Origin of the sequence: Sphaerochaeta globosa str. Buddy, from assembly GCF_000190435.1 — a bacterium.
Lineage (GTDB): Bacteria > Spirochaetota > Spirochaetia > Sphaerochaetales > Sphaerochaetaceae > Sphaerochaeta > Sphaerochaeta globosa.
On the sequence record NC_015152.1, the window covers coordinates 3147904 to 3162695 of the forward strand.

General features: G+C 51.8%; 12 protein-coding genes. 6 read left to right on the top strand and 6 right to left on the bottom strand.

Features of this window, described 5'->3' with window-relative positions; all coding sequences use genetic code 11:
* The first annotated feature begins 77 nt into the window (after nucleotides 1-77).
* From SPIBUDDY_RS15920 to SPIBUDDY_RS14730, 3 genes are read left to right on the top strand one after another with little or no spacing between them, the layout of a single operon-like run.
* Nucleotides 78-521 carry a MarR family winged helix-turn-helix transcriptional regulator gene (locus tag SPIBUDDY_RS15920; RefSeq protein ID WP_049787885.1) on the top strand — a complete coding sequence of 148 codons (444 nt, stop codon included), beginning with the start codon at nucleotides 78-80 and terminating at the stop codon, nucleotides 519-521.
* Entirely contained in the window at nucleotides 518-2248 is a 1731-nt protein-coding gene (locus SPIBUDDY_RS14725) for an ABC transporter ATP-binding protein (RefSeq protein ID WP_013608559.1), read from the top strand. The genes SPIBUDDY_RS15920 and SPIBUDDY_RS14725 overlap by 4 nt, the downstream gene beginning before the upstream one ends.
* Entirely contained in the window at nucleotides 2245-4137 is a 1893-nt protein-coding gene (locus SPIBUDDY_RS14730) for an ABC transporter ATP-binding protein (protein ID WP_013608560.1), read from the top strand. The genes SPIBUDDY_RS14725 and SPIBUDDY_RS14730 overlap by 4 nt, the downstream gene beginning before the upstream one ends.
* Here SPIBUDDY_RS14730 and SPIBUDDY_RS14735 read toward each other — a convergent pair.
* The 6 genes from SPIBUDDY_RS14735 to ligA all read right to left on the bottom strand — a co-directional run bounded on the left by SPIBUDDY_RS14735 (nucleotide 4110) and on the right by ligA (nucleotide 11287).
* Nucleotides 4110-5054 (bottom strand): DMT family transporter, encoded by a 945-nt coding sequence (locus SPIBUDDY_RS14735; protein ID WP_013608561.1) that lies wholly within the window; start codon nucleotides 5052-5054, stop codon nucleotides 4110-4112. The two genes, SPIBUDDY_RS14730 and SPIBUDDY_RS14735, sit on opposite strands and share 28 nt — an antisense overlap.
* Complete coding sequence (locus tag SPIBUDDY_RS14740; protein ID WP_013608562.1) at nucleotides 5045-5773, bottom strand: HAD family hydrolase; 729 nt, start codon at nucleotides 5771-5773, stop codon at nucleotides 5045-5047. The genes SPIBUDDY_RS14735 and SPIBUDDY_RS14740 overlap by 10 nt, the downstream gene beginning before the upstream one ends.
* 352 nt (nucleotides 5774-6125) lie before the next feature.
* Nucleotides 6126-7466, bottom strand: a complete 1341-nt coding sequence (locus tag SPIBUDDY_RS14750) for an ATP-dependent 6-phosphofructokinase (RefSeq protein WP_013608563.1) — start codon at nucleotides 7464-7466, stop codon at nucleotides 6126-6128.
* Complete coding sequence (locus tag SPIBUDDY_RS14755; protein ID WP_013608564.1) at nucleotides 7463-7843, bottom strand: winged helix-turn-helix domain-containing protein; 381 nt, start codon at nucleotides 7841-7843, stop codon at nucleotides 7463-7465. Before SPIBUDDY_RS14755 ends, SPIBUDDY_RS14750 begins: the two co-directional genes overlap by 4 nt.
* Nucleotides 7834-9132, bottom strand: coding sequence for an aminotransferase class I/II-fold pyridoxal phosphate-dependent enzyme (locus tag SPIBUDDY_RS14760; RefSeq protein ID WP_013608565.1), 1299 nt, complete (start codon nucleotides 9130-9132; stop codon nucleotides 7834-7836). Before SPIBUDDY_RS14760 ends, SPIBUDDY_RS14755 begins: the two co-directional genes overlap by 10 nt.
* A 64-nt stretch (nucleotides 9133-9196) precedes the next feature.
* A complete protein-coding gene (gene ligA, locus SPIBUDDY_RS14765) occupies nucleotides 9197-11287 on the bottom strand; it encodes an NAD-dependent DNA ligase LigA (RefSeq protein WP_013608566.1) in 2091 nt (696 codons plus the stop codon).
* 112 nt (nucleotides 11288-11399) lie between these two features.
* On the opposite strand from ligA, the gene SPIBUDDY_RS14770 reads away from it, so the two are divergent.
* From SPIBUDDY_RS14770 to SPIBUDDY_RS14780, 3 genes are read left to right on the top strand one after another with little or no spacing between them, the layout of a single operon-like run.
* Entirely contained in the window at nucleotides 11400-13361 is a 1962-nt protein-coding gene (locus SPIBUDDY_RS14770) for a molybdopterin cofactor-binding domain-containing protein (RefSeq protein ID WP_013608567.1), read from the top strand.
* Nucleotides 13358-13906, top strand: coding sequence for a 2Fe-2S iron-sulfur cluster-binding protein (locus tag SPIBUDDY_RS14775; protein ID WP_013608568.1), 549 nt, complete (start codon nucleotides 13358-13360; stop codon nucleotides 13904-13906). Before SPIBUDDY_RS14770 ends, SPIBUDDY_RS14775 begins: the two co-directional genes overlap by 4 nt.
* On the top strand, nucleotides 13890-14777 hold the full coding sequence (locus tag SPIBUDDY_RS14780) for an FAD binding domain-containing protein (RefSeq protein ID WP_013608569.1): 888 nt from the start codon (nucleotides 13890-13892) through the stop codon (nucleotides 14775-14777). Before SPIBUDDY_RS14775 ends, SPIBUDDY_RS14780 begins: the two co-directional genes overlap by 17 nt.
* The last annotated feature ends 15 nt before the right edge of the window (nucleotides 14778-14792 follow it).

Genomic DNA, 14792 nt, shown 5'->3' on the forward strand with positions numbered 1-14792 from the left:
TCTTCCTGCCAAATCAGTTGTCGTTCTTTATTGTTTTCAGTATTATCGTTAGCATCCTAACAAATAGTCTGGAGCACATGGACACTACACCACGAATCGGATTCACTATAAAAACCCTCTCCCATCGCATCGGGCGAACATTGGGGCAGCAGCTGCGCTTGGAGCAAGAAGCTGCCTCAACTGCGGTACGCAGCCATATTCTTGGATACTTTGCCCACCACGAAGTGGAAGCTGTTCTGCAAAGCGAGCTGGGCAACCACTTGCTCATCAGGCGCTCAACGATGACCAACATCCTCGATGGCATGGAAAGCGAGGGTCTGGTTACGAGGGAAGAATATCAGCAGGACAAGCGACAGAAACTGGTCCGCCTGACAGAAAAGGCGAAAGCTCTCTGCAGTGAGCACCTGAAGCTGGTCAATGATTTCGAAACCTCGCTACAGTCAAATTTATCCGACGAAGAGCTGAAACAGTTCTTCGCCATCACCAAGAAACTCAATCAAATACTGGATACCTATACATGATACAAGAACTGAAAAAACAAGCCAAAGGCAACCTTATTCCCACCTTTCTTACCATGCTCTTCGTCGTCCTGGAAGTGGTCATGGATGTCACCATACCCTTTCTGATGGCCTTCCTTCTGGACAGGGGGGTGGATGCAGGCAACATACAAGAAATCATTACATGGGGGGCTCTCTTGCTTCTCTGTGCCTCCATCGCGCTGCTTTTCGGGGTAATGGCCGGACACTTTGCCGCCAAGGCTTCCACGGGGTTTGCCCGCAATGTGCGCAGAAGCCTCTTCTACCGAGTACAGGACTTCGGCTTTTCAAACCTTGACAAATTTTCCACTGCTTCACTGGTAACCCGTATGACGAGCGATGTCACCAATGTCCAACAAGCTTACCAGATGTTGACCAGAATTGCCGTGCGCAGCCCGGTGATGCTGCTGTTCAGCTTTTTGATGGCCTACAACATCAATGCCCGCCTGAGCATGGTGTACTTGGTTGCAATACCGGTTCTGGGCACCGGCCTCTACTTTCTGATTCGTGCAGCCTATCCCATTTTTACCCGGGTCTTTAAAATCTATGACCGGCTCAACACCGTGGTGCAGGAGAACATCCGAGGCATCAGGGTCGTCAAATCCTTTGTCAGGGAAGAGCACGAGAAACAGAAGTTCAACAATGTTTCACAGGAGATTTACCAAAATTTCACCAAGGCTGAGAAAATTGTTGCTTTCAACAGCCCCTTGATGCAAGGGACGATGTACCTTTCCATTCTCGCCATCTCCTATATCGCCGCCCGTCTGATCGTATCCTCCTCAATGACTACCGGCCAACTGATGAGCTTCATCACCTACACCTCCCAAATCCTGATGAGCCTGATGATGCTCTCCATGGTCATCGTCATGCTGACCATCAGCAAGGCTTCGGCCCAACGTATCGAGGAAGTACTCACCGAGAAAAGCGACCTGGTCCAGCACCCTGATGGCAGAACAACCGTTTCCGATGGGTCGGTCGATTTTGAAAAGGTTGACTTCAGCTATTTCGGTACTGCTGATAAGCGGTGTCTACATGATATCAACCTCCATATTGAAAGTGGTCAGACGGTGGGCATCATCGGCCCTACCGGAAGTGCCAAGACCAGCTTGGTCCAGCTCATTGCACGTCTGTACGAGGTTTTCTGTGGTTCAGTGAAAGTCGGGGGCGTCGATGTGCGCGAGTATGATCTTACAAGTCTCAGGTCTTCTGTAGCCATGGTGTTGCAGAAAAACATATTGTTCAGCGGAACCATAGCGGAGAACCTACGCTGGGGGAACAAGGAAGCCACCGATGAGGAACTTGTCTGGGCATGCAAGATTGCCCAAGCTGATTCTTTCATCAGAGCTATGGACGAGGGGTACCAGACTCACATCGAACAAGACGGTTCGAACGTATCAGGAGGGCAGAAGCAAAGGCTTTGCATCGCCCGCGCGCTTCTGAAGAAACCGAAAATCTTGATTCTCGACGACTCCACCAGTGCCGTGGATACCAAAACCGATGCAGCAATCCGTAAAGCCATGGCAACCGAACTGAAGGAAACAACAAAAATCATCATAGCCCAACGAATAGCCTCCGTAGAGGACGCCGACCAAATCATCATGCTTGAGGATGGTCATATCCAAGCGGTGGGAACTCACCAACAGCTGCTTGATTCCTGCCCTCGCTACCAGGAACTGTACACAGCGCAGATGCACAAGGAGGAACAAGCATGAGAATGCCCAGCAACCAAAAAACGCAACCACATGGCATGCCCAAGCTTGATTTGGCAACCTTCAAGCGTCTCTTCTCCCTGATTCTGAAGCCCTACAAGGGTCGTTTTGTCATCGTCGTGCTGTGCATCATCATCAGCGCCCTCAGTGGAGTGGCAGGCTCATTGTTCCTGCGAATCCTCATCGACAGCTATATCGTCCCGCTCATCGGTTCGGCGAATCCCTCGTTCGCCCCTCTCGTCCAAGCCTTGTTGGTGATGCTTAGCATCTATGCAAGCGGTGTTGTGGCGTCTTTCACCTACAACCTGCTCATGATCACCATCGCCCAGGGAACACTCAAGTCCATCCGCGATGACATGTTCTCGCACATGCAAACCTTGTCGATCCGGTACTTCGACAGCCATTCGCATGGTGATGTCATGAGCCTGTACACCAACGATGCCGACACGCTCAGGCAAATGGTCACCCAATCGATCCCAAACTTCATAAACTCGATCATCACCGTGGTTGCGATTTTTCTGGCAATGCTGCTGACCAGTTGGCAACTGACCCTTGTAGTGGTAGTCTCCCTGTCCTTCATGCTTTCCATCTCGAGCAAGGTAGCCAAGAAAAGCGGTTCCTATTTCATGGCCCAGCAGAAGGCTATCGGAAAGACCAATGGCTACATCGAGGAGATGATAAACGGGCAGAAGGTCATCAAGGTCTTCACCTATGAAGAACGGGCCAAACAGCGGTTCAACCAGTTCAATGAGGAACTCGCCAGCGATGCGTTCAATGCCCATCGCTTTGCAAACATCCTGATGCCGATCATGGGAAATATCAGCTATATCCAGTATGTATTGGTAGCCATCGTCGGTGGCATATTGGCCTTGGGGGGGGTCGGTTCCCTAACGTTGGGAGCCATCGCCTCCTTCCTGCAGCTCAGCCGCTCGATCAACATGCCCATCAACCAAATGGCGCAACAGCTCAATTCGGTGGCTATGGCGTTGGCGGGAACCAAACGAATTTTCGCTTTGTTGGATGAAGCAAGCGAACCGGATGAAGGGTATATCCGTTTGGTGAACGTCAAGCAGGATGAAGGTGATGGATTGGTGGAAACCGATGAGAAAACCAATACCTGGGCATGGAAGGACACGAAGACGGGAGAGCTGACCAAGCTTTGCGGCCATGTCCAACTGCATGAAGTCGACTTTGCCTATACAGCAGAGAAGCTTGTACTTCAGGATATCACCATCGAAGCAAAACCTGCCCAAAAGATTGCTCTCGTCGGAGCCACCGGAGCTGGAAAGACCACCATCACCAACCTCATCAACCGGTTTTATGATTTGGCGGATGGGAAAATCCAGTATGACGGCATCGACATCAACACCATCGCCAAAGACCAACTGAGAAAGTCACTCGGCGTGGTACTGCAGGATGTACATCTCTTCAGTGGAACGGTTATGGAAAACATTCGCTACGGACGCCTGGATGCCACCGATGAGGAAGTCATCGAAGCGGCCAAGCTTTCCAATGCCGATACCTTCATCGCCCATCTTGGTCAAGGGTATCAGACCCAACTCTCAGGCGATGGGACTTCCCTCTCCCAAGGTCAGCGGCAATTGCTTTCCATCGCCCGGGCCATTGTGGCTAATCCTCCGGTACTGGTTCTGGACGAGGCAACCAGCAGCATCGATACCCATACCGAGGCAATGGTGCAACGTGGCATGGATGCTCTGATGCAGGGACGAACGGTGTTTGTCATTGCACACCGGCTCTCCACCATCCGTAATGCCGATAGGATCTTGGTTCTTCAGAACGGAAAGATCATCGAGCGGGGAAATCATGAGCAGTTGCTGCAACTAAAGGGCCAGTACTACCGTCTCTACACCGGAGCCTTTGAGCTGGAGTAGGTAACCAGAATCACGCCGACAGCGACCAACGGCAGGGAGGCGAGATACTGGATGCGAAGTACCGACTCACCCAAAATCAGGGCGGAAAGCAGTGTCCCGAAGACCGGAATCAGAAAGTTGAAAACGGTGATGGAACTGACCTTATTGTGCTTGAGCAGGGTGGTCCAAATGGAAAAGGCAGCTGCACTGAGTGCTGCCATATAGGCAAGCAGGCAAAACCCTGCGATGCTGCTTTTCGGAAACGAGGCTCCTTGCAACAGGGCGATGCAAAGAAGCAGTGCCCCACCAAAGAACAGCTGCATGGCGGTAAGCAAAACGGGGTCGATGGTTTTGCTCATCCGCTTGCTGTACAGCGAACTCATGCTATGTAAAAGAGCAGCAATGATAATGAATCCCTCACCCTGCAAGGCAAAGGAAAGGGTAAGGCTGGACTCAAAGTTAACAATGATGACAGCCAGAAAACCCAAGAGAATACCAATGCCTTTTCTCACACTGATCTTGTCATTTGCGTAAAAGAAGTGTGCAAGCAGGGCACTGAAAAATACCGAGGAAGCGTTGAGAATCGAACTCTTTGCCCCGGTGGTATACGAAACCCCCACGTAGAAAAAGTAGTAGTGGATCGTGGTCTGCAAGAGACCCAGGAGCAAAACACTCCCCCATTGCTTAACTGTCAGGGTCCTCATCGGTTGCTTGGGGCCTCTCTGAACTGACCGAACCAGGAAAACAAGCAACCCGGCAAGGGCAAACCGCAGGCCTGCAAAGGCCATTTTAGCCGATGTATCATCGGCTCCAACACTGAACAACTCATACCCAAGCTTGATGGACGGGTAGGCACTTCCCCACAAAATTGCACAAAAACTGGCTAAAAGGGCACTAACCAGCGGTTTTGCCAAAACAGATTGTTTCTCTAGTTGCATATCGGCAGTTCCTCACAATATCTATATAGGTCTTCCAAGCTTCCGCTACGGTAAGCTTGTAGACAGGCATGCTGTTCATTGATCAGGCAATCGGTGACCAAATACACCTGCATGCCAAGCTGTTGGGCTATCATGTCCTCACCGACATCGTTGCCGATCATCAGGCACTGCTGGGCCTCTACACTTCGATCCTTCAGGATCTGTTGATAGTAACCCAGATTGGGTTTGGCATGACAAAAGTCCTCATAGGTGGTGATCAGGGAGAACTGGCGGGGATTTACCTTGGCCCAGCTCAGTCGAGCATGCGTCCCCTGCCAAGGAAAAAGCGGTGTAGTGGCTAAAACGGTGTCATACCCCTTTTCCCGTACCAGATTCACCAGATCGGATGCAAGTGCGGTGGGCCTGCTTGCATCCCTAAGCTGGTGAAACTCCACCTCGTAGAAAGAAGCAAACCGGGAATTGAATTCATCGCTGGGAATACCGGTCATCCGTTCAAAAGTCTGGTCGAATCGGGTCTTGTTGGTCATATTCCCATCGTTGTCAAGCATGGCCTTCAGACCTGACTGCAAGGCCGAAAGAGTAGATCCAACATCGTAACCGAGCTCTTTGCAACGCTTGCTGAACAGAGCAAAGTAGCCGTGCATAAATTGCTTCTGATCGAGGGGAAGCAATGTGCCATCGAGGTCAAAGAGGATGGTTGTAAGAGATTTTGAAGCCATTGGCCGATGATACGCTGAATAGAAGGGAGCGTCAACAAATAAAAAAAACCCCCAGGGAAAAGGAGGTTAAACCCTGGGGGAACAAAAGGAGGTTAGAAAAAATCCGATTTCGTTGCTGCCTGGTCCAACGGACTCAGAAGCAGGTCGTTCTCTTTCTGAGAGGTACAGTACCGATAACTAAAAAAAACGTCAAGCGGTTTTCCACATTTTCTGAAAAAAATGATTTTCTTTTTAATTACTATGTCATAAGTTACCAGAGGTTGGCACAATGTTTCTAAAAATTATTGCATGATTGGGAAAATCATTCACATGGCATTGGGCAACGGGGGGAAATCCCCCCGTCTCTTGTTTCTCAGTCAAATTTGAAATTCTTCATGGAGAACGGCTGGCGGGTATTTTCCAACACATCCCTCCACAGAGAACCTTCAAGATCGACATGATTGCGGCTGGAAACCGCCACCTTGATAGGCAGATGCACGAACCGGTTGTGAAGAAGTCCGATGAGGGCTTGCGTCTTGCCCGACATTGCTGCATGGACTGCATGAGCACCAAGACGAGCGCAGTAAATGGAGTCGTACGAGTCGGCAGGAGCGCTGCGGATGATATAGGACGGATCGATATACTTCACATTCGTCTCAATCCCCTCACGCTTGAAGAACTCATTGATCCGGTCCTTCAGGAAAATTCCAATATCGTGGAACTTCACATTGCCGGAGGCATCGAGCTCGCTGCTGGGAGGCAGCAATTCCTGACCAGCACCCTCGCTGACCAGCACCACGGCATGACCGCGGTCGAGCAATCTTCGTCTGAGATGTTCCAACAGCCCGTTATGGCCATCCAAGTCAAACGGATTCTCCGGGATCAGGCAGAAATTCACATCGCTCTGGGCAAGTGCGGTCTGGGCTGCAATGAATCCCGACTCGCGGCCCATGACTTTGACCAAACCGATGCCATGAATGGAGTTCTTAGCCTCGACATGCGCACTTCTGACTACGGGCACCGCCATCTGTACGGCAGTATCCACACCGAAAGAGCTTTGGATCAGGGAAAGGTCGTTGTCGATGGTCTTGGGAATGCCGATGATGGATATCTTCAGATTGCGCTTTTTCACCTCTTCGTAGATGTCATAGGCACCGCGCAGCGTTCCATCCCCTCCGATGGTGACCAAAATGTTTATATTCAGCTTCTCCAGCGAGTCGACAATCTCCTCAACCTGTTTGCCGCCGCCACGGGCCGAGCCCAGGATGGTACCACCCTTTTCCTGAATGTCGTCCACTACATCCGGATCCAATGGGATGAGCGGCCAGGGGCTGTTTTCCAAAAGACCTTGGTAGCCGAACTGCACCCCGCTGATCCTGCGAACCCCATAGCGATACCAGAAACAACGAACCACGGCACGTATGACGTTGTTCAGTCCCGGGCAGATGCCTCCACAAGTACAGATGGCAGCGTGCACGTGTGCAGGATTGAAATAGATTTTTGCCCTCGGCCCTGCAACCTCAACCGTTTCCTCATGTCGGGGAACCGGGTGACCCTTCTCATCGATATCGGTATCGATTCCGAAAAGAATGTGATCGTCGTCGCTAACATAATCGGCTTGGCCATCGTTTTGGTTGGTACTCATCATGATCGGGCTGGAAATTTTTGCCTCGCCGAGTACAGAAATGCTAAAATCCAATTTCTTCGTTGTCACGCTTCACCTCCAGGTGCATCTTGCGCTTCAAGCAGGAGCGCCAGATCCTGCCTGAATCGGTCAAAAGGTATCGTCAACTCGTTCTTGGCTTGGTGTTCAAATTGGCGATACAGGTCAAGAAAGGCTATTGCAAAAGCCGTGAGAGTCGCCCCATCACGAGTTGCCCCTCCCTTGCGTCGATTCAGAACAGCAACACCCAGGCTCTTTTCCAGGTTTTGCACCATGGAAAAAGCCTTCGAATACGAGATACCCAAGGCCGAAGCGGCCTTGCGCAGGGAGTTGTGCTCTGCTACGTTGTCCAGCAGCCAGAGCACACCGATTCCCATGAATTTGTTGCCTTCCTCGTCGACGAGGTAGAGCTTCGTTTTTAGTTCCATGCTTCTCCTGCCGCCTGATAGACCAAATCCACCAGTTCAGCAATCTTATCACATTCTACCGAACAATAGGCAAGTCTGAGTGTCACATCGGCAATATTGATGCATCCAATCTGGTAATTGTCCAGCAAATGGCGGCGCAATGCCTCGGCACTCCCCTTGGTCTTAAAGGCCATGAAGTAGCCGCTGTTGAATGGGTAGGGAGTCAACAAGGTGTTTCCCTCATACTTCTTCAGCACTTCCTTGAGAATGCGATAACGTTTTTCCATCTCCTCGCAAGCAGCAAGCTTATCCGCCTGATAGCGCTTTCCTTCCTGCATTGCTTTGAGAAGCAGGCTTTGCCCCGGCTTGTCACAGTTGGAGACGGTACTACGGATAATGCCCAAGGTTTTCTTGTTCAGCGCATCATAGTGAGCCTCGGTCAAGCCTTTGGATCCATAGGTGATGAACCCGATGCGAAAGCCCCAGACCATGTCTTCCTTGGTTGCAGCATCGCATTTGACGGCGAATATGTTGGGGTGGGCATCGCAAAGATAGGAGAACAGGCTCTGTGTGGCAGTCTCCTGCTCGAAAAAGAGGCCATAGTAGGCATCGTCACTGATGACCATCAGCTTCATACCAAGGCCGGCAAGCTCCACCAAGGCATCGGCAATGGCTGCCATCTCGGTCTTGCTGGGAGTATAGCCGGTGGGATTATTGGGGAAATTGAGGAGCAGGCGTGCTTTTTTGTCTGCTATGGAAAGCAGAGCTTTTCTCAGGCCCGCAACATTGAATCCACCCTCACTGTTATACAAAGGAAAGGTAAGCACATCGGAATTGACTTGGTATTTGAAAATCAACTCATAGTTATCCCACGCCAAATCCGGGATGACCAGGGTATCCCCTTCCTGTGAAAAGAGCTGGGCGAGCATGCTCAGTCCATGGGTGAGACCTGAGGTCACGATGGGAAGTGAAATGGACTTACCTGCAAGCGAGGGGTTCTTTACAAGCATCTGTGTTTTCCACAGAGCCCTCAATTGCTGGTCCCCTCCACCGGGGGCATACGAGAAGAGTTCGGAGGGCTTGAAGGAGTTCTCGGCAAACTTGTTGTAAATGTCCGACAGATACATGGGCTGGCCATTTGACGTGGCCATTCCGATCGTGGCATTGAAACGAGTTGCTTTCTGGCCGGCTTCGGCGCTCTGGGCGACGATTCCCTTAGGGAAAAACATCCTTTGCCCGACGTCGGAGAGCATTGCATCAACTATGGTGTTCTGCAAAGTCTCATTCAGTTCAGTGGCTAGTGCGTGCATAACATGTCCTCCAGTTATGCATCTCTGTATATACGTTTTTGGAAAAAATGTCATTAATGCCGGCTCAAAAAGCAAATTCTCCTTGACTCTGCTGCTCGTTATGCTGTTTGGATTTCAGCAACGTGAGGAAAGTCTGTTCATCGACCACTTGGACTTTGAGCGAACGAGCAGTTTCCAGCTTGCTCCCTCCCCCTTCCCCTGCAAGCAGGTGAGTGGTTTTGCTGGTAACAGAACTGACTGTCCTCCCTCCCCGTTTGACAACCTCATCCATGGCAAGAGAGCGGGGATTGAAATGCTCGAAGGAGCCGGTTACACACCAGACCTGACCGGAAAAGCTATCGTCGAGTTTCTGCAGCTGCTGTTCACCCTCCGCCATGGCAAGACCGAGGGAGGCAAGGCGGGCGATTCTCTGCTGCATAGCAGGTTCGCAGAGGGCCTCGATGTACAGACGGGCGATCTTCTCCCCAATCTGCTTGATCGAGGTAAGCCGCTGGACATCACCCCGATTTGCTATATCAAGCAGGATCTCCATGCTGGTGATGCCATTGGCAAGCAACAATTCTGCACCTTTTTTTCCCAGCTCGGGAAGACCGAGGGCAACCAGTACCTTGCGAAACGGCTGCTCTTTACTTTTCTGTACACCACCCTCGATCAAGCGAATTTTCTTCTCACCGAACCCAGCCTGGTCTGAGAGGGCCTTGCGATAGTCGATGCGATAGATGTCATCGATATCCTTGAGATAGCCCAAATCAATAAGGGCTGCGGCGGTTTCGGGACCGAAGTTGTCGATATCCATCCCCTCCTTGCCGATGAAAAACTCAATACGGCCCCGAATCTGGGCGGGACAGCTTATATTGGGACAGAAGGTATGGGCACCTCGGCTTTCCAAGGTGCTGTCACATATAGGGCACCGAGTAGGCATATGGTAGATGCCTTGGGAGGACTCGTTCTTCTCAATGACCCGTTCAACGGCGGGGATGACATCCCCACGCCTTGAAATTTCCACTGTATCCCCGAGTCCCAATTCGAGCATGTTGATGTAGTCCTGGTTGTGCAAGGTGATATTGCTGATCGTAGAGCCCGCAACCTGCACCGGCACTACTCGGGCAACCGGGGTGACTCTTCCTGTGCGGCCCACCTGGACATCGATTGCCTGCACCACGGTTTGTGCCTGAGGTGATTCAAACTTGTAAGCCATTGCCCAACGGGGATGGTGACCGGTATACCCAAGCATTTCACGACCCGAAAGAGAGTTCACCTTGGCCACCAGACCATCGATCTCATAGCCGAGGGAGGCTCGCTTTTGGGTATGGTCCTGGATATAGGAGGCAAGGTCGGAAAAACTGCCGCCAAAACCTGATAGCTGTGCATCCATAAGCGCTTGCCTTGCCTGACTTGCATCCTTGGCAAAGTATCCAAGGTTTGGATTCAGTCTGAAGCCGTAGGAAGCAAGTGTTGAAAGAATCTGCAAATGGTCGGTATGCACCACCTCTTTCCAAAACCCCTCATAGACGAAAATCTGTAGCGGCACCTTGGCCACTTCGCTGCTCTTGATCCTCCGAATTGTTCCTGCGGCCAGGTTGCGTGGATTTGCGAAGGGCACTTCCATCTGGGCATTCAGCTTGGCAAATGTCTCCTTGGGCAGGTAGATCTCACCGCGAACCGCCAAGCTTTCCTTGACCGGAAGCCTGAGGGGAATGGAGGCGATGGTCTTTACGTTGGCCGTCACATCGTTTCCTACCATCCCGTTGCCGCGTGTTACAGCACGCTTGAGAAGTCCGTCCTCGTAATAGAGCACGATCGAGATGCCGTCGATTTTCTCCTCGATGACTATTCCCACCTCTTCTCCAATCTTGAGCTCGGTCTTCTCAATCCAGGAGAGCATTTCCCCATCGCTGTACGCCTTGTCCAGACTGAGCACCGGGATGGTATGAGCCACCTCCACCAGAGCCGAGTCGAGGTCGCTTCCCACCCGCTGGGTTGGTGAATCGGCAAGCTTGAGGTGTGGGTATTGCGTCTCCAAGGCAACCAGACGGTCGAAGAGGCGGTCGTATTCCAAATCGCTGACAAGCGGACGGTTGTCCACATAGTAGGCTTTCTGATAGGAGGCAAGCTGCTCGACAAGTGAGTGGATTTCGTGTTCAAGTTCGTTCATGCCTGTAATTGTACGGCTCTCTTGCTCTTCATTGCAAGCTGTGGTTTAGGTTTCTCTCATTGCTTTGATAGGTTGTACATGCTATCTTTCATACGCAAGAGAGGGAGGCGGCATGGCAGAAAAAAAACCATCGACAAGCAAGGTGACATCGCTGCACGGGCTGATAATCACCTCATCGGTTGATGCTGGTCGGATCGAGGAGATTTCTCTGCCCGAATTGGATGCCAACTTCACCTTGGTCACCACACGCGACATTCCAGGAACCAACCGAATCCGAACCCTTGATGCCGCCACAGCACTGCTCACCTCCTCAACCATCAGCTACCATCAGCAACCCATTTTGGCTTTGTTCGGCTACGACAGCGAATCGGTGCAGCTCAAAGCCAGGGAAATCAACATCTCCTATCAGCTGCCCACCGCTTTGGATGGTCCCTCCCTGGTTATTGAGTCGACTCCGTACACCTATCATTACGGGACTATGGAGGCTGCCACAAGCGATACAGAGCTGTTGGTGCTCGAACGCACCTACCGCTATAGCGGTTCCGATTACCAAAGCAATACGCTCACACGCATCAATGTGGAGCAGGAGGGGGACATCCTGCATGTATACACCCCCACCCAATGGCCCAGTCATGTGCGGGACACCATCAGCGATACCACCTCAATCCCCAAACGCAGGATAGTCGTGCATCGCCTGCCCTTCTACGCCCCGCATGACGAAATGCTTACCGCTCCTTCAGCCCTTTGTTCAATAGCAGCCATCGCCTGCCTAAAGGCGAATTGTCCTACGGATGTATCGTGCAAGGTTGAAAGCTTCCGACCAGAATTGACCATCAAGCGCAAGAGCTGGTATTACCGCGATGGCAGGGTGCAGGCCGAAGATATCATCGTACAAGTCAACCAAGGGTGCGAGCCGATGTTCAGCGATGAACTGGCCAACCAACTCATAGCCGGTCTTGTACCCCTGTACCCCTTGCAGGCCCTCAACATTTCCATCACGTTCACAACCAGCAATACCCCTCCGGCCCACTTCTTCGGGGACCTTGGGTACGCCGACGCTCTGTGCTGTACCGAGGCCCACTACTGTTCGCTGGCAAAAATCACCGGGTACAATCCGCTGTCTTGGAGACTGAAGTTCACTTCTGAGAACAGTGGACACACCCAGGTGATCAGAACCGACAAGTATACCAAGCTCAAGGACATGATCACCGAACTCAGTAATCGTTGTGATTTTCAGCGCAAGAATGCAGCGTACGAAATGCAGCATCAGATGCGCGTCAAGCTCTCCACCTTTTTCAACTACAGCAGGGGGACAGCCCTTGCATGCGGGGGTGGGGTCAGCGGATTCTCCAGCGAATGTCGTTCCCTTCCCCAGCAATCGGTGCAGATCACCCTCAAGACAAACAATAAAGTGGAAGTGAATACCTCCTTCTACAACAACGGCTCCAGTGCCGAAATCTGGAGACAGATAATAAGCGAGGAATTGGGGGTAACCAAGGCCGATATCACCTTCCTGGAAGACCAGAAGGAGATGCTGGACAGCGGACCTTCGGTGCTTTCAGCCAACAGCGGCCGTATGCCCCAACAGATTCAGCGTGCCTGCAGCCAGATCAAGGAAAAGCGATTCGTCCAGCCCCTGCCGATTTGCGAGAGTGTGCTCTCTCCCAAGCAACCAGGGACGAAAGGATCGCTCTTTTTCAGCAATAGCTGGGTTGCCTTGATCCTGGAACTCGAAATAGATGCTGTGCTTCTCCAACCTTTGGTACGTTCCGTCTGGGTCTCGGTCTCTCTCTCGCGAATTTTCGATGAGCAGGTGCTCAAGAGCAAAATTCGTCATACTGTCGTTTCCACCCTCAGAGAGGCCGGTGCCCTGCTTTCCCATAGAAGCAGCTTTGAGATTGATATTTCCATTTCCAAAGAAGGGGATCAGATATCCTCCTCGGTTACCAGTGCCCTCAAGGGGGTTGTAACCGCAGCCTTCATCTCCGCCCTCGAACAAGCCCTCGGATCGCCGGTGGCAAAAATTCCCGTGGATGGAGATACCTTGCTTGCAGCCATGCGGGGGAAACCATGAAAATAGAATGTACCATCGACGGCAAGGCTCTCTCGCTTTCGGTGAACTCAAACAAGCCGCTTTCCCTCATTCTTATGGAGGATGTGGGAAACAGGACCATCACCAGCCATTGCAAGGGAAATGCCTGCGGCAACTGCATTGTACTGCTTAATGACGAAGCTGCTCTCAGTTGTGTCATTCCCGCCTTCCGGTTGCGGGATGCCAACATCAAAACCTTCGAGAGTTATCAGAAGACGCGCCAGTACCGGGATATCGAACGGGCTTACCAAGCCACCGGCAACACCCCGTGTCCCAACTGCTATGCTTCCAAGACGCTGATCATTGAATCCATTCTCCAGGAGTTGACCAGCAGCACCCGTCTGAAAACCTTGGGCAACAACCTTCCGATGAAAGACACTCAGGAAACAGAGGATACACTGGACAAGAAGGCCATCATTCAGGAGCTCAGCCTCAATACCTGCCAGTGCATGGATATGTCTGAAATGCTGCAAATCGTCGAGATAGCCCTGACGTACAGGAGGCGCAAGCGTGTACGAAGGAATTAGGTCGCCTGTCATCCATACCCCGAAGACGCTCAGTGAGTTTGCCACCATTGCCTACCGCTATCCATCGGCGCGAATCTGGGCGGGCGGCAGTTACTTGATGAGCCAGAAGGAGTATTATCCGAATGAAATCAAGGACGGCATCATCGACCTCGCCTCGCTTGAAGAGCTGAAGAAAATCACCCGCAACGACCGGTTTGTGGAAATCGGTTCGATGGTAACGGCCAGCCAGCTCCTCTTTGCAGGCAAGCTCGTCCTGCCACCCGTATTGCAGGAAACACTGAGGACGCTCGCCTCCCAGATAGTAAGAAGGCAGATTACCATCGGGGGAAGCCTCTGCGTTCCCGACATCCGTCTCTCACTCTCCACTGCCTTGGCTGTACTGGATGCCATGGCAGAGGTGAAGTACTATCAGGGAGGCAAGGTTTCCACCCACTGGATTCCCATATCAAAGCTCTATGACAAGGATGGAAAGCTGTTGCTCGGCTCGCAGAAAGCCCTGTTGACCCGTATCCGCATCGGCCTCGAATATGGGGATTATCAGAAGTTCATTTGTGTTGAGGACCCTATCCGCAACACCGACGAATGTGTTATAGTTGCCTTCCAGGCAAACCGGTCGCAGAACTCACTATCCAAGGTCCAGTTCTGTATCACCTTTCCCAGCAAGGCCTTCCATATCAGCAAGGACCTTGAGTCAAAGTTGTCGGGCATGACCCTCCCGATTCATCCAGAACGGGTCAATACGCTCTCTTATGAGCTGGTAGCCGAATTAACTAAAATGCATTCAGGAATCAGTGAACTGCAACTCGAGCGTGGAAGAAGGATATTCGAGTCCTTTTTGCACGACCTCAACGCCCAGTCCCTCTCCTCCTGAACACGTGGAGCACTG